Annotated in this window: 24 protein-coding genes; 12 read left to right on the top strand and 12 right to left on the bottom strand. The window is 47.5% G+C overall.

Annotated features, from left to right (window positions below; genetic code table 11):
* Positions 1–11 precede the first annotated feature (11 nt).
* The gene (locus LQ567_RS25495) at positions 12–2,540 is read left to right on the top strand and encodes an ATP-dependent Clp protease ATP-binding subunit (RefSeq protein WP_231008753.1); all 2,529 of its coding nucleotides are present in this window, start codon (positions 12–14) and stop codon (positions 2,538–2,540) included.
* 92 nt (positions 2,541–2,632) lie between these two features.
* Here LQ567_RS25495 and LQ567_RS25490 read toward each other — a convergent pair whose 3' ends face one another.
* Both LQ567_RS25490 and LQ567_RS25485 read right to left on the bottom strand, forming a co-directional pair.
* The gene (locus LQ567_RS25490; protein WP_231008752.1) at positions 2,633–3,403 is read right to left on the bottom strand and encodes an oxygenase MpaB family protein; all 771 of its coding nucleotides are present in this window, start codon (positions 3,401–3,403) and stop codon (positions 2,633–2,635) included.
* Positions 3,404–3,770: 367 nt separating this feature from the next.
* A complete protein-coding gene (locus LQ567_RS25485) occupies positions 3,771–4,100 on the bottom strand; it encodes a DUF3817 domain-containing protein (RefSeq protein WP_231008751.1) in 330 nt (109 codons plus the stop codon).
* Positions 4,101–4,201: 101 nt separating this feature from the next.
* Between LQ567_RS25485 and LQ567_RS25480 the strand changes: the two genes are divergently transcribed.
* The 5 genes from LQ567_RS25480 (at position 4,202) to LQ567_RS25460 (ending at position 6,268) form a co-directional block, all read left to right on the top strand.
* Complete coding sequence (locus LQ567_RS25480) at positions 4,202–4,501, top strand: chorismate mutase (RefSeq protein ID WP_231008750.1); 300 nt, start codon at positions 4,202–4,204, stop codon at positions 4,499–4,501.
* 11 nt (positions 4,502–4,512) lie between these two features.
* Complete coding sequence (locus LQ567_RS25475; RefSeq protein WP_231008749.1) at positions 4,513–5,025, top strand: GNAT family N-acetyltransferase; 513 nt, start codon at positions 4,513–4,515, stop codon at positions 5,023–5,025.
* A gap of 189 nt (positions 5,026–5,214) precedes the next feature.
* Positions 5,215–5,589 (top strand): VOC family protein, encoded by a 375-nt coding sequence (locus LQ567_RS25470; protein WP_231008748.1) that lies wholly within the window; start codon positions 5,215–5,217, stop codon positions 5,587–5,589.
* Positions 5,590–5,609: 20 nt separating this feature from the next.
* Positions 5,610–6,098 (top strand): OsmC family protein, encoded by a 489-nt coding sequence (locus tag LQ567_RS25465; RefSeq protein WP_231008747.1) that lies wholly within the window; start codon positions 5,610–5,612, stop codon positions 6,096–6,098.
* 2 nt (positions 6,099–6,100) lie between these two features.
* A complete protein-coding gene (locus LQ567_RS25460; RefSeq protein WP_231008746.1) occupies positions 6,101–6,268 on the top strand; it encodes a hypothetical protein in 168 nt (55 codons plus the stop codon).
* Between the two features lie 164 nt (positions 6,269–6,432).
* Here the strand turns inward: LQ567_RS25460 and LQ567_RS25455 are convergent, their stop codons facing one another.
* The 5 genes from LQ567_RS25455 to LQ567_RS25435 are packed head-to-tail and all read right to left on the bottom strand — an operon-like array spanning position 6,433 to position 12,114.
* Entirely contained in the window at positions 6,433–9,246 is a 2,814-nt protein-coding gene (locus tag LQ567_RS25455) for an MSEP-CTERM sorting domain-containing protein (RefSeq protein ID WP_231008745.1), read from the bottom strand.
* Positions 9,230–9,766, bottom strand: a complete 537-nt coding sequence (gene xrtK, locus LQ567_RS25450; RefSeq protein WP_231008744.1) for an exosortase K — start codon at positions 9,764–9,766, stop codon at positions 9,230–9,232. Before xrtK ends, LQ567_RS25455 begins: the two co-directional genes overlap by 17 nt.
* Positions 9,767–9,777: 11 nt before the next feature.
* On the bottom strand, positions 9,778–11,139 hold the full coding sequence (locus LQ567_RS25445; RefSeq protein ID WP_231008743.1) for a DUF4153 domain-containing protein: 1,362 nt from the start codon (positions 11,137–11,139) through the stop codon (positions 9,778–9,780).
* A gap of 54 nt (positions 11,140–11,193) precedes the next feature.
* A complete protein-coding gene (locus tag LQ567_RS25440; protein ID WP_231008742.1) occupies positions 11,194–11,481 on the bottom strand; it encodes a winged helix-turn-helix domain-containing protein in 288 nt (95 codons plus the stop codon).
* A gap of 21 nt (positions 11,482–11,502) precedes the next feature.
* Entirely contained in the window at positions 11,503–12,114 is a 612-nt protein-coding gene (locus tag LQ567_RS25435; protein ID WP_231008741.1) for a hypothetical protein, read from the bottom strand.
* Positions 12,115–12,450: 336 nt separating this feature from the next.
* Between LQ567_RS25435 and LQ567_RS25430 the strand changes: the two genes are divergently transcribed.
* The 3 genes from LQ567_RS25430 (at position 12,451) to lpxB (ending at position 16,020) form a co-directional block, all read left to right on the top strand.
* Entirely contained in the window at positions 12,451–13,887 is a 1,437-nt protein-coding gene (locus tag LQ567_RS25430; protein ID WP_231008740.1) for a hypothetical protein, read from the top strand.
* 63 nt (positions 13,888–13,950) lie between these two features.
* On the top strand, positions 13,951–14,751 hold the full coding sequence (surE, locus tag LQ567_RS25425; protein WP_231008739.1) for a 5'/3'-nucleotidase SurE: 801 nt from the start codon (positions 13,951–13,953) through the stop codon (positions 14,749–14,751).
* Positions 14,752–14,877: 126 nt separating this feature from the next.
* Positions 14,878–16,020 (top strand): lipid-A-disaccharide synthase, encoded by a 1,143-nt coding sequence (gene lpxB, locus LQ567_RS25420; protein ID WP_231008738.1) that lies wholly within the window; start codon positions 14,878–14,880, stop codon positions 16,018–16,020.
* On the opposite strand, the gene LQ567_RS26235 is transcribed toward lpxB, so the two are convergent.
* Positions 15,998–16,162, bottom strand: coding sequence for a DUF6728 family protein (locus LQ567_RS26235; protein ID WP_317206851.1), 165 nt, complete (start codon positions 16,160–16,162; stop codon positions 15,998–16,000). The two genes, lpxB and LQ567_RS26235, sit on opposite strands and share 23 nt — an antisense overlap.
* 323 nt (positions 16,163–16,485) lie before the next feature.
* Between LQ567_RS26235 and LQ567_RS25415 the strand changes: the two genes are divergently transcribed.
* From LQ567_RS25415 to LQ567_RS25405, 3 genes are all read left to right on the top strand, one after another.
* A complete protein-coding gene (locus LQ567_RS25415) occupies positions 16,486–17,955 on the top strand; it encodes a glycine--tRNA ligase (RefSeq protein WP_231008737.1) in 1,470 nt (489 codons plus the stop codon).
* Positions 17,956–18,058: 103 nt separating this feature from the next.
* Positions 18,059–20,329, top strand: coding sequence for an alpha/beta hydrolase family protein (locus LQ567_RS25410; protein ID WP_231008736.1), 2,271 nt, complete (start codon positions 18,059–18,061; stop codon positions 20,327–20,329).
* 113 nt (positions 20,330–20,442) lie between these two features.
* Entirely contained in the window at positions 20,443–21,204 is a 762-nt protein-coding gene (locus LQ567_RS25405; protein WP_231008735.1) for a HEAT repeat domain-containing protein, read from the top strand.
* Between the two features lie 108 nt (positions 21,205–21,312).
* Here LQ567_RS25405 and LQ567_RS25400 read toward each other — a convergent pair whose 3' ends face one another.
* The 4 genes from LQ567_RS25400 to nirB are packed head-to-tail and all read right to left on the bottom strand — an operon-like array spanning position 21,313 to position 25,503.
* Entirely contained in the window at positions 21,313–22,170 is an 858-nt protein-coding gene (locus LQ567_RS25400; protein WP_231008734.1) for a formate/nitrite transporter family protein, read from the bottom strand.
* Positions 22,171–22,217: 47 nt separating this feature from the next.
* Positions 22,218–22,619, bottom strand: a complete 402-nt coding sequence (locus LQ567_RS25395) for a hypothetical protein (protein WP_231008733.1) — start codon at positions 22,617–22,619, stop codon at positions 22,218–22,220.
* Positions 22,606–22,992 carry a nitrite reductase small subunit NirD gene (nirD, locus tag LQ567_RS25390; RefSeq protein ID WP_231008732.1) on the bottom strand — a complete coding sequence of 129 codons (387 nt, stop codon included), beginning with the start codon at positions 22,990–22,992 and terminating at the stop codon, positions 22,606–22,608. The genes LQ567_RS25395 and nirD overlap by 14 nt, the downstream gene beginning before the upstream one ends.
* Before the next feature lie 21 nt (positions 22,993–23,013).
* Complete coding sequence (gene nirB, locus LQ567_RS25385; protein ID WP_231008731.1) at positions 23,014–25,503, bottom strand: nitrite reductase large subunit NirB; 2,490 nt, start codon at positions 25,501–25,503, stop codon at positions 23,014–23,016.
* Between the last annotated feature and the right edge of the window lie 89 nt (positions 25,504–25,592).

The raw sequence follows: 25,592 nt of genomic DNA, 5'->3' as shown, positions 1-25,592 counted from the left end.
TTTATCTAAATATGGATAATAATTTTTCATCCCAGGTAAAAGAAATCATTTCCTATAGCAGGGAAGAGGCTTTACGCCTGGGAAATGATTTCATTGGCACAGAGCACCTGCTGCTGGGCCTGATCCGGGAAGGGGATAATACCGCTATCCGGATCCTGAAAAGCTTTAATGTAGATATTTTTGAACTGCGGAAGGAAATTGAACTGGCAATAAAGGATAAAACCGGAAAAAATATTGCAAACATTAACAGTCTTCCTTTGACCAAGCAGGCGGAGAAAGTGATCCGTGTTACCGTTCTGGAAGCCAAGGCGCTGAAGAGCAACCTGGTGGAAACGGAGCACCTGATGCTTTCTATATTAAAGAACAAGGAAAATATTGCAACACAAATTTTAAATCAGTTTGATGTGGATTATGATCTGTTTCGCCAGGAATTAGGCATCGTTAAATCTGGAGAACCCCGCGCAGAATTTGGTGAAGAGGGTGAAGAAGAGTTTGAAGAAGAAAAAAAATACTCCCAGTCAAGAGCAGGCGGCTCCAAAGCGGCAGCCAAAAGCAAAACACCGGTGCTGGATAATTTCGGGCGGGATGTGACCAAGCTGGCAGAAAGTGGTAACCTGGATCCGATCGTAGGACGCGAAAAGGAAATTGAGCGGGTATCGCAGATCCTGAGCCGCCGGAAAAAGAATAACCCGATCCTGATTGGCGAACCTGGTGTGGGTAAAACCGCTATCGTGGAAGGATTGGCGCTGCGTATTGTACAGCGCAAAGTTAGCCGGGTGTTATTTGACAAACGGGTGATCTCCTTAGACCTGGCATCGCTGGTTGCCGGAACCAAGTACCGGGGCCAGTTTGAAGAGCGGATGAAGGCGATTATGAACGAGCTGGAGAAAAACCGCGATGTGATCCTGTTCATTGATGAGATGCACACTATTGTGGGCGCCGGTGGTGCCAGCGGTTCGCTGGATGCCAGCAATATCTTTAAACCGGCGCTGGCCCGTGGTGAGCTGCAGTGCATTGGTGCTTCCACCCTGGATGAATACCGGATGTATATTGAAAAAGACGGTGCACTGGATCGTCGTTTTCAGAAAGTGATGGTAGATCCTCCAAGCGTGGATGAAACCATCCAGATACTGAATAATATCAAATCGAAGTATGAAGATTTTCACAGTGTTACCTATAGCGATGAAGCCATAGACGCCTGCGTAAAACTGAGCGACCGCTACATTACCGACCGGTTATTGCCCGATAAGGCGATTGACGTAATGGATGAGGTAGGGGCACGGGTACACCTGAAGAATATCAATGTGCCACCGAATATTGTGGAGCTGGAGAAGAAGATCGAAGATGTAAAGGAAGAGAAAAATAAAGTGGTGAAAAGCCAGAAATTTGAGGAAGCCGCATCGCTGCGCGATACGGAGAAAAAACTGGCAGAAGACCTGGAGCGGGCAAAAGCCGCATGGGAAGAGGAAAGCAAACACAAACGGTATCCCATCGACGAGGAAGCGATCGCCGAGGTGATCAATATCATGACGGGCATTCCTGTTCGCAAAATGGTGGAAGCAGAAACCGAGAAGCTGCGCAAAATGTCGGAAGACATGAGGGGCATGGTGATTGGTCAGGACGAAGCCATTTCCAAAGTGGTGAAGGCGATCCAGCGGAACCGCGTAGGATTGAAAGATCCGAAGAAACCCATTGGTACCTTTATTTTCCTGGGCCCCACAGGGGTTGGTAAAACCGAGCTGGCCCGTTCGCTGGCACGCTACCTGTTCGATTCCGAAGATTCACTGATCCGGATCGATATGAGTGAATATATGGAGAAGTTTACGGTAAGCCGTTTGATTGGGGCACCTCCGGGATACGTGGGTTATGAAGAGGGCGGACAGCTCACCGAAAAAGTTCGCCGCAAACCGTATAGTGTGATCCTGCTGGATGAAATTGAAAAGGCACACCCGGATATCTATAATATCCTCCTGCAGGTGCTGGATGATGGCGTGCTGACGGATGGATTGGGGCGTAAGGTAGACTTTAAGAATACCATCATTATTATGACTTCCAATATTGGTGTACGGCAGCTGAAAGATTTTGGTGCAGGTGTTGGGTTTGCTACATCGGCACGGGTGGAAAACGAAGATGAGGAAAATAAAGCCGTGATCGAAAAGGCGCTGAAGCGTACTTTCTCCCCCGAATTTTTGAACCGTATTGATGATGTGATCATCTTCAACAGCCTGACGAAAGAAAATATCTTCAGCATCATTGATATTTCCATGAAGGGCGTGCTGAAACGGGTACAGAACCTGGGCTATGGCCTGGAGCTGAGCGAAGAAGCAAAAACCTTCCTGGCAGACAAGGGATATGATCAGCAGTTTGGAGCGCGTCCGTTGCACCGGGCCATTCAGAAATACCTGGAAGACCCTCTGGCCGAAGAGATCCTGAATATGCATGTGAAGCCCGGTGATGTGTTGCTGGTAGACTTTGACAAGGAAAAGGAGCGGTTATTCTTTACGGTAAAAGATCCCAAGGAGAATCCACAGGAAGCATAAAAAGATTTACTATTTAATGTTTAAATAACAACACCCTGCAGCTGCGGGGTGTTTTTTTATGGCTACCGGCGCTGAGAGCGGCGGCCTGTTTTTTAGTAAGACCCACGAGGCTCATCCAGCCTGCGGACCTGTGCGCGATAACCGGGCGGTAATAACAGGTTTTTCAGGAAGCCATCCATCTTTATCAGGCGGCTTGCTTTGTATAGAGGAACAATGGGTGTTAAAAATGAAAAGCCGGTGAAGTGTAATAATTCTTTTACTCTTTCTGGAACCACCAGTTTCTGGCCTTCTACCAATATCTTGTAACGCAGTGCACCCAGTTGTTTTTTGTATTGCAGAAACAGATCGGTGGTATAGGCGCTTTTCTGCAGGTTATGGAGCAGGTGCCGGGTTCTCAACGGGAGCCATTCGGCATAGGTTGGCGGCAATGCCTGCAGGCCCATCATTGTTCCTACTCTGAAAAAAACTTGGTACACCGCATCTTTCTCTTCCGGAGCAAGTTTTTTTTCCAACAGTTCATAGGCCGAAATGGAATAATAGATCAGCATGAATAAAACGTCCCGGTAAGCCCAGTCCGGTATGGAATAGCCCCTGCTTTGTTCCACTGCCTGGTGTATATGCCGCATCCGGCTGATGGCTGCCTCTGCCTGATCAAGGGGCGCAAAAACAATCGTTTTTGCATATTGTACGGTAGAAAACAACCGGCCCACCGGGTCTGCAGGTAATTTGCCGGTAAAGTAAAGCCAGTCTACTGCCTTATTAAGCGCAAACTCGGCTGCGGCACCTGCAAAAATAAAAAGCACGGTGTCGCTTTTCCCCCAAATCTTCCGTACAATGGATTGTTTTTCTACAAAGAATTGCATAGCATTTATTACCGGATGCTAAGGTACGCCTCCTCCAGCACGCTGCGCTGTTTTAAAGCTTAAATTAAATGGTAAAGGATGTTTTTTCCCATCGGCGTCTCTTGCAGATGACTCCGTATTTAATCATTCAATTACAGATAAGCGATCTTTCTGAAGATACAGCGGCAAAAGAAATCTGTCGTTGATCATGTAATCGTTTTTCCGGTGCAGCAGTAATGGTAATATTCGAAAATATTTTTCATCGTCGCTTTTCATCAGAAGGGCCTCTCGCAGTGGATCCCGCGTTCTGATGATCATTTAATCCGGTATCCTTTCCGGTGCCGTATATACACCGTATTGTATTTCCTTTGGGGGGATGAACCGGCGGTTACAGGGCGCTGCCTTGCCGGTTTTTCAGTTGTGGATATGCTTTGTTAAGTTTCGCATCCAGTACGAAGGTCCCGAAGGGCAGCAGGGAAGCAATAAATGCAACCGCTGTTTTTCCAAAGCTCCATTTGAGTCCTACCCATACCTTTAACAGGTAAATGCAGAAAAGCACAAACAGCACGCCATGCGCCCAGCCAATATACTTTACACCCTCGGGTATCTGGGCAAAATATTTTAACGGCATGGCCACCAGTAGTAAAACAAGGTAGGAGATGCCTTCTAAAAAAGCAATCTGCATAAATATCCTCAGGTCCTTAAGTGAACGATCCATTGGGGTCATTTGTTTCAAGGAGAACAGTTGTCTTGTTAAAAAGTTTAACAGGCCGGCAGGAAATTATGAAGTATCTTTAATTTTATCTGAAAAACAACGAAATGATTCCGGAACACTGCAACAATATTGAAGAAGTAAGAGTGGAGATCGATGCCATTGATCATGAAATTGTACGCCTGATCGGCCGGCGGGCGGGCTTTGTAAAGGCGGCGGCCCGGTTTAAAAAATCAGAGACGGCCGTTAAGGATGAACGCCGGGTGGAAGCAGTGATCGAATCAAAAAGGAAGCTGGCTGCAGCCTGTGAGGTGTCGCCGGAGCTGGTTGAGGCCGTTTACCGGACGATGATCGGGTATTTTGTCAACGAGGAGCTGGAACACTGGAAAACACTTACCACTAAATAGCATTTGGGAAAATGACAACAGGTTCAGAAATGCATTACCGGAAGGGTGATATGGCCGATGTGGTTCAACTCCAACAGCTGGGAATGCAGACATGGAGCGGCTTTGAGCAGGCACTGAACCCCAATAACTGGCAGCAGTTGTGGCGCACGGTTCAGCGGGAGCAAACATACCACGCGCTGCTGCTGTCTGGCGAATGCCTGGTTTGTGAAACCGGTTCGGGAAGGATCGTAGGAATGGGTTTCCTGGTGCCCCGGGGAAATCCAACGGACCTCTATCTTCCCGAGTGGTCCTATATCCGCTTTTTAACGGTGCATCCCGATTTTGGCGGCCGGGGTATTGGCAGAAGACTTATGGAAGATTGTATAACCCTGGCAAGGCATAACGGGGAAACGACGATCGCATTGCATACATCGGAAATCATGAGCAATGCACGCAGGTTGTATGAAAACCTGGGATTCCGGATCATCCGGGAAATAGAACCACGGTTCGGAAAGCGTTATTGGTTGTATAAACTGGAACTATAATGTAACAATACGGTGAAATTTCCGTTATCTTATCTAAAGAGATGGGCGTACTGAAGTAAAAACCGGGTATTTCCGGGCGTTCCATGCAACGATGGGCAGCCGGCCTTCGTTTTAAAGAAGTATCTTTGGATGACGCAATTATTGCAAACGGGGCGTTGCTTCGGGTCCTGAACCATCAAATGAAACAGCATGAAAGAGGAGAATTATATAAACCGGATCGTTCCCAATATTTATTCGGATGATCTGGAGCAAAGCAAGGCTTTTTATCACGGATTCCTGCATATGGATATTATTATGGACCGGGGATGGGTGTTGACATTTGCTTCCCGCAAGAACCCGACGGCACAGATCAATGTTCTGGAAAACCAGAAAAAAGAGGTATTGAACAACGAACGTGTTTTTCTTTCCATTGAAGTGTCTGATGTAAACGGAATGTATAAAAAAGCAATCACGCTGGGATTGGATATCGTATATCCCCTTACCAACGAACCCTGGGGCGTGCGCCGTTTTTTTGTAAAGGATCCGAACGGAGCCACCATTAACCTGTTATCACATAACAGCTGATCGTTTTAAAGAACTTATAGATGGCGCATCATGAGCATCATTACCAGGTAACCATCACCTGGACGGGTAATCTGGGAAAAGGAACGGCCGGGTATACCGCCTATAGCCGGGATCATACGATCCATGCTGCGGACAAACCGGTGATCCCGGGTTCATCGGATCCGGCCTTCCGGGGCGACGCGAAGCGGTATAACCCGGAGGAATTGTTCCTGGCGTCCTTGTCGAACTGCCATATGCTCTGGTACCTGCATCTTTGCGCCGAAGCCGGCATCGAAGTAACAGCCTATACCGATGCGGCAAGAGGCCAAATGCAAACAGATCCGGATGGAAGCGGCCGGTTTACCGGGGTAACGCTTTATCCGGTTGTCACCATCACAAACGGCGCACAATCCGCGCTGGCGCTGGAACTGCACCAACGGGCGCACCGGTTCTGTTTTATTGCCAACTCGGTTAATTTCCCGGTGGCGCATCAGCCGGAAATCATCATAAAAGAAGGGGTTGTTTCCTGAGGTTGAATAAGGAACGGTACTTTAACCGCAGTCGAAGCAACCAGACGGGAAGCATCGGCCGCCAGGCAGGAGTGTATGATTTTAAAAAACAGATCGTGGCCGGTAAACCGGTAAAACAGATCCTTGATTCCTGGGAACCGGGAATGAGTGATTATAAAAAAATGCGGTAACAATACTTACTGTATCCGGACCGGTAATCAAAAACTCAGCGTTTAATTACCTCGGTTGCAGCGATAGCCATCTTCAAATCCATCCGTTTTCGTTCGTTTATTTTTTCAAAACCAGCACGGTAAGGATTACAATAGTAGCGAGGAGTGTAAAAAGAATGAGTAGATTATATTTTTTCATGGTGGAATTGTTTGGTGCTGTTTGATTGACTGAACGCGTATCGCAGTTTGCTCCTGTTTCTGAGCAATAACAGGAGCAGGAATAGGAATAACACCAGTAGCCCCGGCTCACTCATGGCTGAAGATTCATCGTCTACATCCAGGTTCTTGTTTCCGGCGATTACCTCTTTTTGTTTTTGATAAAGAGCGCTTTTCTGTGCTTCGTTCTCTACCACTATATACGCGGTGTTAGGCGTGAGAATACCTGATTGAAAACTATGCCGGACATCCTGTAACCAGCCTTTTTTCTGAAGAATGGGATAGCGCTGCATTTGCTGTGTATTTGCATAAAGCGCCAGGGCGGATGCCCAATCTTTTTTAAAGGGATGGTCATTGGTTGTATGATCCTTGTTGATTATAATGGCGGGTGTGTCATCTGTATTTAAATAATCGGTCGGGCGTGTCAGGTCGGGATATGCAAGAACCGGCGCCGTATTGCGATGGATACCGTTGCTCAGTGTATCGGGCGTGTTATCCAGCAATGAGAAGGCCATGACTTTTTCAGTACCGGCCGCAACAAAATAATTTCCCTTCTCCGGAAAACTGAACGCTAATGCCTTGCGTTCGGGATTTAATATCGCCTGTGTTAAGTGGTTGGTAACAACTATAAAGACGGGATATTGTGTTTTGTTGCTTAGGTAGGCCTGAGTAAGGCTTTGCTGCAGCGCACGTTCAAGGAAGAAGCCTCCGTCTCTATGCATATGATGTAACATGTTTTTCCATTGGCCCCCGGTTTTAAAAGTATGTACCTGGCTGTTCACAAGGCTTACCTGGCCTCTTCTTGCAGGCAGTCCCAGTATAGTTATAAGGCTGTCAACAGTTTTTGCCTGTTGCCGGATATAAGGAGCTGAAGCAGCTGATACATCCACCAGGAAATGATAATAAGGTTTGCGGAATACGCGGGGAAGTCGTTTTTTTTCACTGGCTGTAAGATATATCGGCCCCATGGCTGCTGCGGGTAAGAGCGGCGGCGGAGCAGCAATATCTCCCAATTGAATCGTATGACCATCAATCGTAAGCGTTACCGGGTCTTTATGTAAGAACTCGATACCGGTTTTCCGGATCTCTTTTGATGTAAAGGGAAATACTTTTAGCGTCAGTTCATCTGGGTTTTTATAATACAGGATGCCCGGATCCCTGCGTTCATTGCGGATCTGGTTAAATACCCACTGAGCGGTTCGTTTTTCAGCAAGAATCCCCTGCTCTTTTCGGTTACCGACATATAAATAATAGTTGCTTACAAAGCATCCTGCAGGCAACCGGATGCTGGTTTCATATTCGCCCGTAGCGGTAGTTGTATTGGATAGTTCAATAGCAACCGTACTGAGCCACGCACCGGCATTAGAGTCATAATGTGAGTCAGCCGTCAGGTTTGTGAGTACGGCACTTCTGTTTAAGGTGGCTTTTGATACGTGCATGCTACTGTCGCCCAGGAAGATCTGCCGGAGTTGGTGGCTTTTGGTTTCGGTCAGGGAAAGGTTATCCAGTACCGCCCAATTATAAAATGAGGAGAGGTAAGGCTGTGCCTCGCCGGTGATTGCCAGAGGATCCGGCCGCCTGTTTTTGTCTATGGCATTCAGGGTTGCCGACAGTGTATTACTGCTGATAGAATAGGTTTTGGACAGGTCGGGATTGTAGACATATTCGAGCGCTTTATGAAGATTGATCCTTTCATAGACCAGAGAACTGAAAAGAATGACCGGAATAATCATGAACAGGGCAATACCTTTAATTGCGAGCCAGGAACATTCCTGTTGAAGCGCTTTGTACTGTTGCATCAGTTTGTGAATATGAATGCAAAAAAGCGCGGGCGGTGTCAGCATCAAAAATCCTGCCCCATAGGCGATGATGGCAATCACTGACAGGGGCAGGAAGGGTAGGAAGACAAAGAAGAAATAGAGGGTGTAACAAAGGGTAAAGCAACGGCCTGAAAATAAGAACAGTAGGTAACGCCGGCTGCCCGTTTCGGGTAAACAGAGCAGCACACCATTGAGTATCGCGAGAATAAAGAACCAGGGATCCGAAAAATTTCCAAAGAAATTATTCTCTTTCTTGTTGACACAAAGCCCGATCACGGGGAACAGGATGCCGATAAGAAAGAACCAGATTGTTCGGGTGGTGAGGAACCATTTCTCCTTTTTGCATAATAAAATATATAAGAAACGAAAAAGAAAGAAAAGGAATATAACTACCAGCGCGATGTAGATCACATTGATTGCATGTTCGATCATCCGGTTGCCGGATGTGTTGCGCGACCAGGTGGGCAGAAGCGCCTGAATAAAAAGATACGCCAGTGATGGAGCGGCGATGGCTGCGCCAAAGCTTGGCCATGCATTTCGTTTCTGAATGTGCCGGGTACAGTAGATCATTACAATAATTAGTGCATGCACCATGGTGGGCATCAGGAAGGTGCCGGTGTACAAGGCGGTGATACCGCTGACCATCCAGTTGGGTAATTGAGGGGGAAAGAGAATGGTGGCATGATACAAATAGAAGTATGAAAAAGCCAGGTACACCAGTAAGGATGCACATCCGTAGGAGAGTGTCAGCAATTTTTTTCGCCGGGCTGCCGTTATGCAATAAGCAGTGTTAATTAGGGTCAGCAGCGTCAGCAGGAGCCCATAGCTATGCCAGAACGATCTGCTGTGTGCATCCAGCAAGGAATGTATGACGTTGTAATCTTTTACATAAAGAATCGATAAAAGAATAACGGGAAGTGTATTGATCAGCAATACCCATTTCGGGCTAAGCAGGGTGCGCATATTTTCTTGATTTTAGTTGGAGCAGTTTTTCTGTCAGCAGGAAGGCAGAGATCAGGTAGAAGAGGTAGGTGATCATACCCAATAATTCATGCAATTTCTCAGGAGCTATATGGCCCATGAGAAAAGATGTGCCACCCAGTTTTATCGCTGTTAAGATCCGGGTAGTATTTGCCAATATGGTAAGGAAGTATACAAAAAGCAGGGCTATGGGGAATGTTTTAAAGAAACTTTTGACGTTGCGAGAATAGCTCAGAAGCAGGTATCCTGCTGGTAACAGTGCCGTCAGCATAAAGGTGGCTCCTGAGCAGGACTTGTTAATGATCACATGCAGATCCCTGAAAAAGAAACCCGCACCGGAAATGAATTGAGCATGGTAGTTTCCGGTGGCTTCAATGATAGCGCTGACTGGAGCCAGCAGAAAATACAGGTCGTCGGCATCTGATTGCCGCAGCAGCAGTTTCAGCAGGATCAGTATCAGACTGCCGGCGACCGTGAGGAGCATCTTTTGTTTAATGGACATGTTATTTGCGGTTAGCGTGTTTTTAAAAAAGAATAATACAGGTTTTGCGAAAGAAGAGGACGCTGCTGATGATCGTAACGAATTTGATAAAGCTCCTCCTTGGTAAGTTTTCCTGCATCATAAAGTAATTGCTTATTAAAAGGAAGACGTTGGGCGTATTGAAGATCGAAGGTTTGGGCGTGCGCCAGGTTATATTTGGTAACGATCCAGCTCCAGTTTACAACGCAGCCGATAATGAGTGTGGTATAGAAAACCCATAACATGCGACCGGCCAGGTAGGCATTGGTTTTGCGGTTTTTGATCTTTAAGATGGTCAGCAGCAGCCCGGCAATGCAAAGCAACAGGAAGATATGCACCCCGATCCGCTTAAATGTAAGCCCGTAGGCTTCGATATACTGGTTGTTCTTTAAGGCTACAACACCTGCGAGAAAAAGGTTGAGCAGGATCCAGGCATAGGCGCTGTTGCGGAGGAGGCGCGCTTTTGCATCGAAATTAAGCCGGCCTTTAAAAAATAGCATAATCACCAGGATGGCCATTGCAATAGAAAAAATAAGCAGGTATACCCGTTCATGTAATGCACTGCTCAAACTGCCGCCCCTGTTCATATGGCCAAATTGTTCAACGCAATAGGTAACAATAAAAAACAACACGAGGATGTTCAGGAGTATAAAGGAGATCTCGGCGCTTTTGCGATAAAAACCGGCGTCCGGGTGCTGCGGGCCCTGTAACGACAACCGGTATGCTTCCTGGAAGTGATCGTTTAGCTTGTTATTAACCAGGAATAGCTGCGACGGTGCCCAATAGTGTACGAAGCAAAACATCAGGAAGAATCCCAGCGCACTCAGAAACCCGATCTGTAAAAAGTCCGCATTCCAGTTGATATAAAAAAATGATTGAAAGAGGTCACTGCTGGAACTGTAGACCACCAGGAATATGGTAGCCAGCATTGCCGGGATCAGGAAATAGTAAACGGCTTTTTTGTAGAAAGCGGCGGTGAAAATACCGTTTACCGGCAACCAGCCCGTAAGTACCGGGGCCCGGAAAAGGAAGCTGATGAAATTAGCTGCCCCTGCAAAAGGAACCAGCAATACATTTATAACCGGCTGATGGGCTTTGCAGGTAAGCGCAACCAGCGAGGCAAAAACAGCGAGGAAGGAAACCGGATCCCCATACCAGGCAAAGGCGCCTGTTGCTATGCCCAGTGCTGCTGTCAGCCACCAGAAGGTAGGCTTGTGGTTTTCTCTTTCTGTGGTCAGTACGATGGCCAGCCAGGCAAGGATGGCGAAAAGACTGAAGTTCAAACCCGGTTCCCGGTTATAAAACAGGGCCACAAACAGCACAACGCCCACGAACAGGACAAGATTCTTTTTCATTTTATTGTTTTTTTTAAAAGTGCTTTGAAATTCAAAGTGTATGTGTAAAAAAAATTATTTCAACAAGCGGCCCAATGCATTAATATGCTGTACAAAGGCGTCCTTCCCGGTGCGGGTGACCTTGTAGGAGGTTTTTGTTTTTTTGCCAACGAATTCTTTTTTTACCTCAATATATTTTTTGGTTTCCAGCGCAGTAATATGACTGGCCAGGTTACCGTCCGTAACGCCCAGGTGTTCTTTCATTTCGAGGAAGTCTACCCAGCCATTGACCACCAATACCGACATAATACCCAGTCGTACCCGGCTTTCAAAATCCTTATTTAATTTTTCTATAATGCTCATGATGCGCCTCTGCAAATATCCTTACTTATACTTTTTGTACATCAGTAATCCATAAATGATGTGCAATATACCAAACCCCAGCGCCCAAAAAACGAGTCCATAACCCGGAATAAATGCTGCAATGATTCCCAGGAAGGTTTCACAATATCCCAGGTACTGGATATCGGAAAACGTATATTTTGCAGCATTGATCAACGCCAGCCCATAAAAAAGGAGGGTGGCCGGAGCGATAAGTCCAAACAGTCCGTGGTAAAACAGGGCCATGCAAAACAGGCCGCCTGCAATCAGCGGTGTGAGGAGATGACTCAGTAACAGCCGGGTGGTACTGGTCCATATTTTTAGCCCGTTCCGTTTGCTTTTCTGAATGGTAAAAAGAATGCCGGATCCAACGGCAAGAATCAGCACCACAGCTGCCAGCAGAATGAGTTTCCACTCCAGCGCATAGTTGTATGTATACCGGTTACCGGAAAAATAATCGATATTATGTTGCTGAAACAGCCAGTAGGCGATGGCGGCACCGATCAGTGCAATGGTGCCTGCGGCAACACCTGATAAACCGTTCAGTGAAATAAAACGGGAAGAGCGCTCCATCATCTGGCGGATATGCTGCAGGTCATCTTTTGGATCGTTCATTTTGAAAAGTACTTTGAAATACAAAGTAAATGAACCCGTTTTATACCTCCAAATTTATTTTTTGGTAATACCGGCGGTCGGTCCCGTTCGGTTGGGTAGCTGATGAAAGAAGCACTGGCTGAGGCTCCTTTAAAAGTTGCGTATTATCGTTCGGTGGGTCTGAATTCCGGCTTGGTCGCCGTTTACAGGCGTTGGTCGATTTTGCAGCAGGGGCACCTGTATATATATGTACTTGCGCCCGGATGAAATGCCCGTAGCTATGATGCGTACGGCGCCGGGAGCTGCCCTGTTGTTAACGCACTGCATCCGGTGAAACTTTTACTAAACAGATGAACGATGAACCGACTGACGCTTATGTTGCTTTTTTGTACCGCTATTCAAGCGGCTTTTGGGCAACGGATATTGAAAGACACGCTTCCGCCCTCACTGGAGCTGGAGCTGCACCTGATCGATCTTCCTTTTATGACGGATGCTGCCAAAACGGAAACGATCCGCAGGCAGGATGGAAGCGCCGTTTTTCCCGGGCGTTTTAACGGCAAGGGCTATGGTGCTTTTTACCGTAATCCCGGAATGACCCAGGCTACTGATATGGCGCATAACCTGCATGGAAGTCTTTACTATGCACATAATGCACTATGGAAGCGGTTGAAAAAGCCCCGGACTACCGCAGGCTATGTGCTGAACCGGCTGCTGGCAAATGCGACTGCGCTGGGAACCGATTACCTGGCCATTAAATTACCCTATGGTTATGCCTTTCAGCATGAAGAGTTTCACCGGGCCGTAATGACGGCAAGACATGTGTACAGCTATGATGCTGTTTGGGATTTTGGCAAAGGACTCGATATTGCCGTTACCCGGGTAAAAGACGCCGACCTGGTATACCTGAAGAAGCGTTTTCCTGCAGACCAGGTGCGGCTGGCGGCTGCAGGTGTGGAAGGCGAGTACGCCTACTTCCGGCGTATGCAGCAGGATAATTTTTTCCGGAAAAGCGGGTATCCATTTGTGGGGTTATCCTTGTTGGGAACCTTTCATGCCATCAATTATGTAAAGCTGCCGCTTTCGGGCCGGTTTAACCGCATTACGGACAGCATCCTGGCGCAGGATAAAAACGATATCCTGGCCCGGGATTTTACCGGGTATGACTTCTCTGCCTGGGTATATGATTTATTTACGCCGGAGGAGCCGTATGAGACACGCGGTAGCTGGCCGGATGGAGTGGGGATCCGGCGGCCTGTAAGTGCATCGCAGCTCAGCCCCGGAATGAAGCACTTTCTGAAGGAAACCGGCCGTATGCAATACCTCAACCTGGTAAGCCCGTTTATGATCGGTATCAACCGTATACAACTGCGCCCGGGGGTGTTGTTTAATTTTGCCTTGCGCAGTGTGCCCACGTCTTTTGGTTATTATGCCGGGGGCGACTTTTTCCTGGATCTGTATAACCGCCAGTTCCTGGTAAGCCTTGGGGTGAACAGGAATGATGCGCTAACGCTGCCTGCGCTGGAAATGCGTGCATATGGACTGCAAAAAAGAGCATCCAAACGATTTCATACGGATGTACACCTGGCGGCATGGCTGCAACCCAAAGACCAGCTCTTTTTTTCACGGCAGAGCGTTTTGGGCATGGGCTTGAGCGTGCAGCCATATTATGCGCTCACCAGGCGTTTCGGCCTGATGGGATCATTGTCGTATAAGACCCGGGGCTGGATGTTTGAAAATCCTTACCTGGATCAGAAGTTCACAGGCAACCTGGGCTTCCGGTGGAAGGTGTGGTAAGCTATTGCCGGCCATTGGCAGCTTTACCGGATGGTTAGGCGGAATCAGCTATTTTTGCAATCTATGACGAACAAAAAGCAAAAGGCAAAAAAAGAAGAGCCCATCATCCTGGTGACCAATGATGACGGGGTTGCTGCGGCCGGTATCCGCAACCTGGTGGAAGCGGTAAGGGGGCTTGGTAAAATTGTGGTGGTGGCACCGGATAAACCACAGTCGGGGATGGGACATGCCATCACCATCGGGCATCCGCTGCGTTTGTATGAAGTAGAGCTGTTTGAGGGTGTACGCGCCTTTTCCTGTTCCGGCACGCCTGTAGATTGCGTAAAGCTGGCAGTAGACAAGATCCTGCACCGCAAACCCGATATTTGTGTAAGCGGCATCAATCACGGCGCCAATCACAGCATCAATGTTATTTACTCCGGAACCATGTCGGCTGCTATGGAAGCCGCTATTGAAAGCATTCCTGCCGTAGGATTTTCCCTGCTGGATTATGGTGCGGAACCGGATTTTGCTGCTTCCCGGCAGTATGCACGGCTGATTGTTGAAAAGATGCTGAAAAAAAAACTGCCCCAGCATTTCCTGCTGAATGTAAATATTCCCAAGGCACCGCCCGAGCAACTGAACGGTTATAAGATCTGTAAACAGGCTTATGCCAAATACCAGGAAAAATTTATTGAGCGGAAAGATCCGCACGGACGGAAGTATTACTGGCTCACCGGTGAATTTGTAAATTTTGATAAGTCAAAAGATACCGATGTATGGGCACTGGCCAATAATTATGTAAGCGTGGTTCCTGTGGAGTTTGATCTTACCGATTATGGACTGAAACAGAAACTGGAAAAAGACTGGGGAGAATCAATTTGAAAATTTGAGCATGGAAATGTGGAAATGGTTCATTGCTAATGGCTGTTGTCTAACATTGCATCCGTATTAAGCGTTAAGCGTTGCGCATGAAGCGTTCAGCATCGATAGCCAAATTAAAGTAGTTATATGCGCAAATATTATATCATTGCGGGGGAAGCTTCAGGTGATCTGCATGGGGGCAACCTGGTGGCAGCCATCAAACAATTGCAGCCGGAGAGCCAGATCCGTGGCTGGGGCGGCGATAAAATGCAGGCTGCAGGTATGGAGCTGATAAAGCATTACCGCGAGCTGGCCTTTATGGGTTTTGTAGAAGTGGTCATGAACCTGAAGACCATTATGAACAACCTGCGCTTTTGCAAGGAAGATATTCTGGCTTTTAAACCGGATGTATTGGTATTGGTGGATTATCCCGGTTTTAACCTGCGCATCGCCAAATGGGCACGGGAACAAGGTATGAAGGTGGTATATTATATTTCACCACAGGTGTGGGCGTGGAAGGAGGGAAGGGTGAAGATGATGAAACGCTGCATTGATAAAATGCTGGTGATCCTGCCTTTTGAAAAAGCGTATTACCAAAACAAATGGAACTGGGCGGTAGATTATGTTGGGCATCCGCTTATTGAAGAGATTGACCGGAAGAAGAAAGCCGGTTCCAACCTGGTAATTCAGGATGCAGCCGGTGCGCCGGTTACCAAACCGGTTATTGCATTGCTGCCGGGCAGCCGTAAACAGGAAATTGAAAAAAAACTGCCGGTCATGCTGGAAGTAAGCCGGACATTCCCCGATTATCAATTTGTGGTGGCGCAGGCCCCGGCGGTGGAGGACAGCTTTTATCAGCAGTTTACGGTACAATATCCTAATGTAAGCATCGTGAACAACCGCACCTATGATGTATTGCTGCAAGCCACTGCGGCGTTGGTTACATCCGGAACGGCCACGCTGGAAACGGCCCTGTTTGGAGTACCGGAAGTGGTTTGTTACAAGGGCTCGGAAATCAGTTATCAGATCGCAAAGCGGGTGATCAGTATTAAATACATTTCGCTGGTGAACCTGATCATGGATAAACCCGTGGTTAAAGAATTGATCCAGGGGGAAATGAATACCACCAATATCATTGCTGAACTAAAGGCCCTGTTATTTGATGAACAGCGGAAAGCAGCGTTGAAAAAGGATTATGCGGAATTGCACCGGATCCTGGCATCGGAGGGCGATGCCTCCCGGAAAGCCGCCGCTATTATCACGGCCTTCAGCGCGTCAGCAGCCGGATAATGATAAAGATGATCGCGATCAAAAACAATAAGATACTCAGCCGGTTAATCCCGTGCATATAGCCCACCCATTTACTTTTTGGAGTATTCGGATCCTTCTTCTTTAAAAATAAATATTGTGAAATCTGGTCCCAGATGCCCATGTTACAAACCGTTTAAGGTACAAAGGTAGGATTATTAGCGGTCTGCTTTCAGCGGTCAGCCATCAGCCTTCAGCCTTCGGCAATCAGAATCGGGAATTGAGATTTGAGATTCCAGATTCCAGACGAACCGTCTTTATATGCCATGCTGACCCTCCCGAACTTCAAATCTGATTGTTCCATCCCCGCTTCTCAATTCTCAAATCTCAGATCTCAGATCTCGAATCTCAAATCCCGCTTCCCTGCTTCAATAGCTAACGCCTGGTAGTTGATTTCTATCCGTAATCTTTCAAACATATCAGGGTTAAAACTTATTTTTGCGGCCTATGGCAACGGATAGCAATAAATTTCAGGCGATTATATCGCATTGTAAGGAATACGGGTTTATTTTCCCCAGCAGTGAGATCTATGACGGATTACAGGCTGTGTATGACTATGGTCAATGGGGCGCTGAGTTAAAAAAGAATATCAAGGATTACTGGTGGAAGTCCATGACGCAGCTGCAGGATAATATCGTGGGTATTGATGCTGCGATCTTCATGCACCCTACCACCTGGAAGGCCAGCGGGCACGTGGATGGGTTTAATGACCCAATGATCGACAACAAGGATAGTAAAAAGCGTTACCGGGTCGATCACCTGATCGAAGCGCATACAGACCAGTTAAAGGCTGATGGAAAGGAAGCCGAAGCGGCGGCCATTATCAGCGAGATGGAGAAGGCGGATGCGGCGGGTGACCTGGTAGCCCTGAAAAAGATCATTGACGACAACAAGATCAAATGTGCGGTCAGCGGCACAGCCAACTGGACGGATATCCGGCAGTTTAACCTGATGTTTTCTACCGAATTCGGATCTACCGTGTCTTCAGAAGACGAGAACAATAAAGTATACCTGCGTCCGGAAACGGCCCAGGGGATTTTTGTTAACTTTTTGAACGTGCAGAAGACCGGAAGGATGAAGATTCCTTTTGGTATCGCACAGATCGGTAAGGCATTCCGGAACGAGATCGTTGCCCGTCAGTTTATTTTCCGCATGCGGGAATTTGAGCAGATGGAAATGCAGTTTTTTATTAAGCCCGGCACCCAGAAAGAATGGTATGAGTACTGGAAGACGGCGCGTTTAAAATGGCACCTGGAACTGGGTGTTCCGGAAACAGAATACCGCTTTCATGATCATGTGAAGCTGGCGCACTATGCCGATGCGGCCTGCGATATCGAATACAATTTCCCCATGGGCTTTAAGGAGCTGGAAGGTATTCACAGCCGTACCGATTTTGACCTGAGAAACCACCAGGAATACAGCAAAAAGAAAATGCAGTATTTTGATAATGATATCGATCCCGAAACCGGTAAGCCGGTCGGGAATTATATTCCATATGTAATTGAAACGTCTATCGGTTTAGACCGGATGTTCCTTTCCATGATCTGCGCTGCTTATACAGAGGAAGACCTCAGCACCGCCGAGAAGCCGGATAGCCGGGTGGTATTAAAGTTGCCGGCCAAACTGGCGCCGATCAAACTGGCGGTATTCCCGTTGACCAAAAAAGACGGGCTGCCGGAAATCGCCGCAGATATCATGGCGAAATACCGGACCGATTTCAAATGTTTCTATGAAGAAAAAGATACCATTGGTAAACGGTACCGCCGCATGGATGCACTGGGTGTGCCGTTCTGCGTAACCGTAGATCATCAGACCAAGGAAGACAATACCGTTACCATCCGTCACCGGGATAGCATGGAGCAGGAGCGGATCCATATTGATGCGATTGGGGCCCTGGTAAGCCAGGCCATAAAATAAGTTCCTCCTGAGGGAGGAATCATAAAAAAGACAACACATCCGGTTCACTGGATGTGTTGTCTTTTTTATGTTACAATTTGCGTACTTTGCAAAAAAGCGATTTATGAGAAAAATCCTGTTTGCCTTAACGGCTGTACTATTTACTGTAAATATGATGAATGCACAATCCATTACCGGTTCCTGGAAAGGAGCCCTGGACGTTCAGGGAGCAAAAATGGCCCTGGTCTTCCATATAAAAAATGAAAACGATAAGCTGGTAACCACGATGGATAGTCCGGACCAGGGTGCCAGTGGTATTCCGGTTGACAGTACGGGTTTTGCAGATAACAAGCTGAGCCTTGCTATGAAAGCGGCCGGCATCAGCTATAGTGGTGTACTGAATGGCAATACCATTGCCGGTGATTTTAAACAGGCGGGGATGACCATTCCATTGGTCCTTACAAAAACGGTGATTACAAAACCCGGTGATACCACGCTGCCGTCCTCGGAAGCCGCATTACAGGAAATTATGGCGCAGGACAAGGGCCAATACAAATACAAAGTGGAAGACTATTTCGCCCGGCCAAAATCATCCCAGTTCCAACTTTCACCCGGAGGAAAATACCTTTCTTATATGGAGAAGGATGATGCCGGGAAACGGCATGTATATGTAAAGGAAATTACAACGGGTAAGGTAAACCGGGCCATTGAAGAAAAAGAAGAGTTGATAAAAGGATACGGCTGGATCAATGATGAGCGGCTGGTGTATGCGATGGACAAAGGCGGCAATGAAAATTATCATATTTATGCCGCCAATGTGGATGGGAGTAATGCATTGGACCTGACTCCCTTTGAGGGCGTGCAGGCAAGCATTGAGCGGATCCTGAAAGATCAGAAGAACTACATGATCATTTCCATGAATAAAGATAATAAGCAGATCTTTGAACCCTACAAGGTAAACGTTGTTACCGGCCAGCTGGAGAAGCTCTATGAAAACAAAGACGTGAGCAATCCCATTGCCGGTTATGATTTTGATAAGGATGGTCATCTCCGGGGATTTACAAAAATGTTCCAGGGTATAAAATCGCAGTACTTTTATAAGCCGTCCGGTGCTAAAGACTATGAATTGTACTTTACAAATAACTGGGATGATAACTTTAATATTCTCTCTTTTAGTTATAATCCGGCAAATGCTGATGAGGCCTATGTTTTAACCAATCTTGATTCAGACAAAGCGCGGATCATCTTATACGATTTTAAAAAGAAGGCAAAGGTTAAAGAACTGTTTGCAAACAAAGATTATGATGCCGGCAGCCTGGGGCTTTCCCGCAAACGCAATTATGAGATCGACTATTATTCCTATGAAGGCGAAAAAGAGGAAGTGATTCCCGTAAGCGAACTGTTTAAAAAAATGAGCGCCAACCTGAAAAAGGAATTCAAGGCCTACCAGTTTGTGATCACCGGTAAAACGGATGATGAAAGCAAATACCTGGTGTATGTAACCAGCGACCGGCTGGTAGGTAAATACTATATATACGATGTGGCTTCCGGCAAAACCACTTTTTTATATGATTTAATGCCGCAGCTAAAAGAGGCGGATATGGCCGTAATGCAGCCCATATCGTTTAAAAGCCGGGATGGAAAAACGATCCATGGATATATCACACTGCCGGAGGCGGCCCTTCAAGGTAAAAAAGTTCCGTTGGTGGTGAACCCCCATGGTGGTCCGCAGGGCGTGCGGGACAGCTGGGGCTTTAACCCGGAAACACAATTGTTTGCCAGCCGGGGTTATGCCACGTTGCAGGTCAATTTCAGGATCAGCGGTGGCTATGGTAAGGATTTTTTAAGAGCCGGTTTTAAACAGATCGGTCGCAAACTGATGGACGATATCGAAGACGGAGTACAATATGTAATTGCAAAGGGATGGGCAGATGCTGATAAAAAAGCTATTTACGGGGGAAGTCATGGCGGTTATGCAACGTTGATGGGATTGGTGAAAACCCCAGACCTCTATACCTGCGGGGTAGATTATGTAGGCGTATCGAATATAGAAACCTTTTTTGCTTCCTTTCCGGAATACTGGAAGCCGTATAAGGAAATGGTAAAACAGATCTGGTATGACCTGGATAATCCGGAGGAGGCAACGATCGCTAAAGCAGTTTCTCCGTTTTATCAGCTGGACAAAATTAAAAAGCCCTTACTGGTTGTGCAGGGGGCAAATGATCCGAGGGTGAATATTCATGAGTCGGACCAGATTGTAAAAGCCCTGCGTGCAAAGGGTTTTAATGTGCCGTATATGGTGAAATACAATGAAGGACATGGATTTCAGCGGGAAGAGAACCGCATCGGGTTTTATAAAACGATGCTTGGATTCTTAGCGCAATACTTAAAGTAACAGTACGGGTACAGGCATGAGGGGTATCTGCAGGCGGCTATCGGAAATGAACGCAGAAATGCGTTTGTGGCCGGCTGTAATGATATACTTAAAGTTGGCATAATCGGGTACATATGGCCTTTTACGATCTTTCAAAAGCAGACCGGATTACGCTGGTTGCAAAAATTAACGGTTACCTGGAAAAAGCCGTTACAGGCGGCAGGTATAAAAACTGCCTGCGGTACTTTAACGATCCCGACACCTATATCCGTAAAACGGCCTACCTCGCTGTTGGCCGTCTTTACATCGCAAAGCCGGAACTGCAGGCGGCTGTTTTGAAAACACTGGAACAATTGTTACCGCACAACAGCTTCTATGTACGGCAAACGGTGGTGAACGCTGCAGGCGAGATCGGGAAAAATGATTTTGAAGTGGTGCAATCTTTTTTTGATAACGGATTATTTGATGCGCACCATGCGGTAAGGAACGCAGTGATCGGTTCCGTAAAAAAAATGGGTGAGGTAAACCCGGAGCCGGTATTGCAATGGGCAAAACAATACCTGCATCACGAAGATAAAGAGATCCGCCGTGAGATCTGTCATGGTATTGAGCTGCGCGGACGGAAGCATCCCCTGGATATTTTGCCGATGTTAAAGGAACTGGAGTTTGATAAAACGGCCCGGGTGCGCAATACGCTGGTGCATGTGCTGGGACAGATCGCTTATAAAAAGGGATGCCTGGCCATTGTGCTGGCCCACCTGAAAACCTGGAAGAACCCGGAAGTGGTAGCGGGTGCACTGGAGGAGATCATAGACGTACACGATCGCTATAAAGATTTTGCCGTACTTACGCAGGACGAAGCCAGGACAATGGTTGCAGCGTATTTTGAGCGGTAAAAAATTTCCTTGCATATGCTCCCGGACAACAGGGCGGGAGGGGCCATATAAACGTATTATATGCATCCCGTTCTGCCTTGCTGCGGGTTGCTTTATCATCTGTAACGACTAAGCCAAATGCGGCTCCGCGCCTACCGTTTCCGAAGCCTTGGTATCCGCAACAGTCAATGCTGCCGGTTGTTTTTTTCGGCCATAGGTAATATACAATGCAATGGCTGTAAACAACAAAGCGCCAGCAATATTACCCAGTGTTACCGGTATCTGGTTATACAACCACCAGTCTGCAATATTCACCGGAGCGCCCAGCAGCATCCCCTCCGGTATTACAAACATATTTACCACGGCATGTTCAAAGCCCTGTGCAAAGAACATAAATACGGGAATCCAGGCGGCCAGGATTTTACCGATGACAGAGGAGGAGGTAAGGGCCAGTACCACGCCCATCGTTACCATCCAGTTGCATAAAATACCTTTGGTAAATGCCGTAGCGATGCCCGCGCCCCCTAGTTGCCCGTAGCCGGTGGTTTTTGCTGCTGCAATCTTTATTATAGCGGGTATCAAAGGAGAAGCATAGGTTTGTCCAAAGCTGGTCACCGAAGCCCAGAACAGGAATGCATATACCAGCGCTCCAAACAAATTGGCGCCGTAAACGATCGCCAGGTTGCGCAGCAGTACCGGCATCGGCAAGGTTTTATGAAAATACGCTGCCGGCAGCAGGGCAAAGCTTCCTGTAACGAGTTCCAGCCCCATTAACACAACGACCACAAAACAAATGGGAAACAGCAGGGCGCCAACAAGGGGAATGCCGGTTTGTACGCTGCCGGTAACGGCAAGCGTGGTGCCCATACCCAGCAACATACCGGAGAGGGAACCCCTTATAAAAAGATCGGTGGTGTTTAGCCGGCCTTTATCGGTTCCGGACTGGATCATCAGGGCAATGACTTCTGCGGGTTTTTTGTAATCCATGATTGAAGTTTTAGTTCAGTTATAAGTGCTGTTTATAAATAAGGGTATTAAAATTTGTAGCCCACGCCAAGGCCAACATTCCATTTACCATCGGTTGCTGCTGTTTTGGCATTATAATACAGGGGTACCTGCAGGGCCAGATGTTTGTAGGAGGCGCTGAGACCGCAACCCAGGGAGGGGGTTATGGTTGCATTTTTCGAAGTAGGGGCTTTGTCTTCTTTAATGCGCAGCGATGGCAGCATGCCCAGGCTGATGCAGAAGGGCTTGTGTGTCCATTTAACGGCCGGCCCTCCGAAGTTTATAAAAGCGCCCTTGTCAACATAGCCGGCAACGGCCATGCCATCCCAAAGGGAAGCGCTGGTTTTGGTGCCCGTTGTTTGGGCTGTAGTGGTTTTTGTCAGCAGCAGGATGGCTGCCAGTGTGCATAGTTTGTTTTTATTGTGGTTCATATTCGATGGGGGTTGATGAATGAGGCGTAAGAAGGGTTTCGATATTGATAAAAATATTTCCTTCCTGTACTTTAACGGGATAGGTTTTGATGGAGCTGCAGGTTTCATCATTCAAACACTGCCCGTTTTTAAGCGAAAAGGTTTTTTTGTGAAACGGGCAGGCAACTTTGGGTTCTCCTTGCAGCGAGCCCAGCATGCCCCGGCTTAATGCCATCTGCTTTTTATGGGGACAAAGATTTTGGGTGGCATACCATTCATTGCGGTGGGTAAAATAGTAAAGAGCGATCTGCTCGGTTCCGTACTGCACGCACACACCTCCGTTGTGCGGCATGTCTGTAGCCTTACAGGCATAGATCCAGTTGTTTTTATCCATAAAAAAATGTTTGAAAAGCAATTACCACTCTGCGGCTTTTTTTTGCGCGCGCAGCGGTTCAAATACGATGGTAGGGTCCCTGACTTCAGGTGCATTGATAAAATGCGTGAAGCGTTTCCGCAGCTCCGGCGTTTCCACCGCCTTCTTCCATTCGCACTCATAATGATCTACGAGCGTTTGCATCTGTGCTTCCAGCTCGGCAGCCATGCCCAGGCTGTCATGCACGACCACATTTCTCAGGTAGTCGATGCCACCTTCCATTTTGTTGAGCCAGGTTGCCGTGCGCGTAAGCGGGTCGGCTGTTTTGATGTAGAACATCAGGAACCGGTCGATATACCGGATGCAGGTTTCAGAATCGATATCGGCGGCCAGTAATAATGCGTGCTGGGGTTTGGAGCCGCCGTTGCCGCACACATAAAGATTCCAGCCTTTTTCCGTGGCAATGATGCCAAAGTCTTTGGACTGGGCTTCTGCACATTCACGGATACATCCGGAAACAGCGGATTTGATCTTGTGTGGTGCCCGCAATCCTTTATAGCGGTTTTCAACGCGTACTGCAAAGCTTACACTGTCGTGCAGTCCAAAACGGCACCAGGTAGAGCCCACGCAGCTTTTCACGGTGCGCAAAGCTTTTCCATATGCGTGGCCGCTTTCAAAGCCTGCAGCGATCAACTCTTCCCAGATCAGGGGCAGGTCATTTAAATGGGCTCCAAAAAGATCAATCCGTTGTCCACCCGTTATTTTGGTGTACAGGTTGTATTTCTTTGCTACGGTACCAATTACAATCAGTTTATCCGGGGTGATCTCTCCACCGGGAATACGCGGTACCACAGAGTAAGTGCCGCCCTTTTGAATATTGGCCAGAAAACGGTCGTTGGTATCCTGTGAGGTGGCACTTTCTTTTTTGATGACCAGGTCATTCCAAAGACTGGCCAGTATGGAGCTTATGGCCGGCCGGCATATCTCGCAGCCATCACCGGTGCCCAGGGCATCCAGCACGGCATCAAAAGTGTGGAGGTTTTTGATTTTTATAATATCAAAAAGTTCCTGACGCGAGTATGCAAAGTGCTCGCAAATAACATTGCGTACTACCTTGCCCTGTTTTTTCAGGGTGGCATTGATGATGTCTTTTACCATAGGTGTGCATCCGCCGCAGCCGGAGCCGGCACCGGTACATTTTTTTACCGCATCAAACGATTCGCAGCCGTTTTGAACAACCGCGTCTTCGATGGCCTGCTTTTTTACACCCTCGCAGCTGCAGATCAATGCGCCGGCAGGAAGTTCAAAATTGCCGGCATCGTTTGAAGCATTGCCCGGTGTTACGATCAGGTCCGACGGAGCATGCGGGATAGTTAATTGGTTAACACAGATCTGCTGTAATTTATTATAAGCCTCCGCATCACCCACCAGGATGCCGCCTAACAGTTTGGAACCGTCGCTGGAAACATTGATGCGTTTATAAATGCCTTTATGGTTATCGTGGTACACAATGGAGCGGGTTTCTTCATCGGTAATAAAGGGATCTCCAAAACTGGCCACGTCGATGCCGATCAGTTTCAGTTTGGTGCTCATATCAAACCCGCTGAATTGTTTGGCGCCCCCGCTGAGTTGATGTACCACCACTTCAGCCATCTCATAGCCCGGGGCTACCAGTCCGTAAACGGCACCTTCATGTACCGCACATTCTCCAATAGCAAAAACAGAAGGGTCGCTGGTCTGCATCCGGTCGTTAACAATAATACCGCCTCGGTGACCGATGGGGAGCCCGGCCTTTTTTGCCAGCTCATCACGGGGCTTGATGCCGGCCGAAATCACCAGCATATCGGTGCTCAGGATGCTGCCATCCGTAAACATCAGCCCGGTGATCGTTTCATTACCCAGGATCACGGCGGTATTCTTTTGGATATGCGTGGTAATACCCAGTGCCTTTAGTTTTTCTGTGAGCACATGGGAGCCGCCATCGTCGATCTGGCGTGGCATGAGTCGGGGGGCAAATTCCACCACATGGGTTTGAGTAATGCCAAGGTCCAGCATTGCCTTTGCTGCTTCCAGGCCTAAAAGTCCGCCGCCGATGACCACAGCAGACTTTGCAATCTTTGCATGCCGCCAGATCAGGTTCAGGTCCTCGATCGTACGGTATACGAATACACCATGTTTGTCAACACCCGAGATCTGTGGTACGAAGGCGGCCGAGCCTGTGGCAAATACCAGGTAATCGTAGGCAAACTGTGTTCCCTCAAAGGAAGTAACGGTTTTTTGAGCACGCTCTACGTGGGTGACGGGGTCTCCAAGGCGCAGGTCGACGCCGTTTTCCGCATACCAGCTCATTGGTTTCATACACAGATCCTGTACCGTTTTGCCGGCAAAATATTCGCTCAGGTGTACGCGGTCGTAGGCTGGAAGGGTTTCCTCCCCGAATACTGTCAATTCGAGACCTGCAATTTTTTGAGCGACCAGTTTCTCGCAGAATTTTTGGCCTACCATACCATTGCCGATAACAATAATTTTCATATTATATTATTTTTTAGCAAGAATGGCAGCAATTATTTAATATTATAAAAATATAAATATTAATTATTTTATAATTTATAACAATAATT

This window comes from Niabella pedocola (assembly GCF_021044425.1).
Classification (GTDB): Bacteria; Bacteroidota; Bacteroidia; order Chitinophagales; family Chitinophagaceae; genus Niabella; species Niabella pedocola.
The sequence above is the reverse complement of the archived record's forward strand: the minus strand, read 5'-3'. Positions and strand labels throughout refer to the sequence as shown.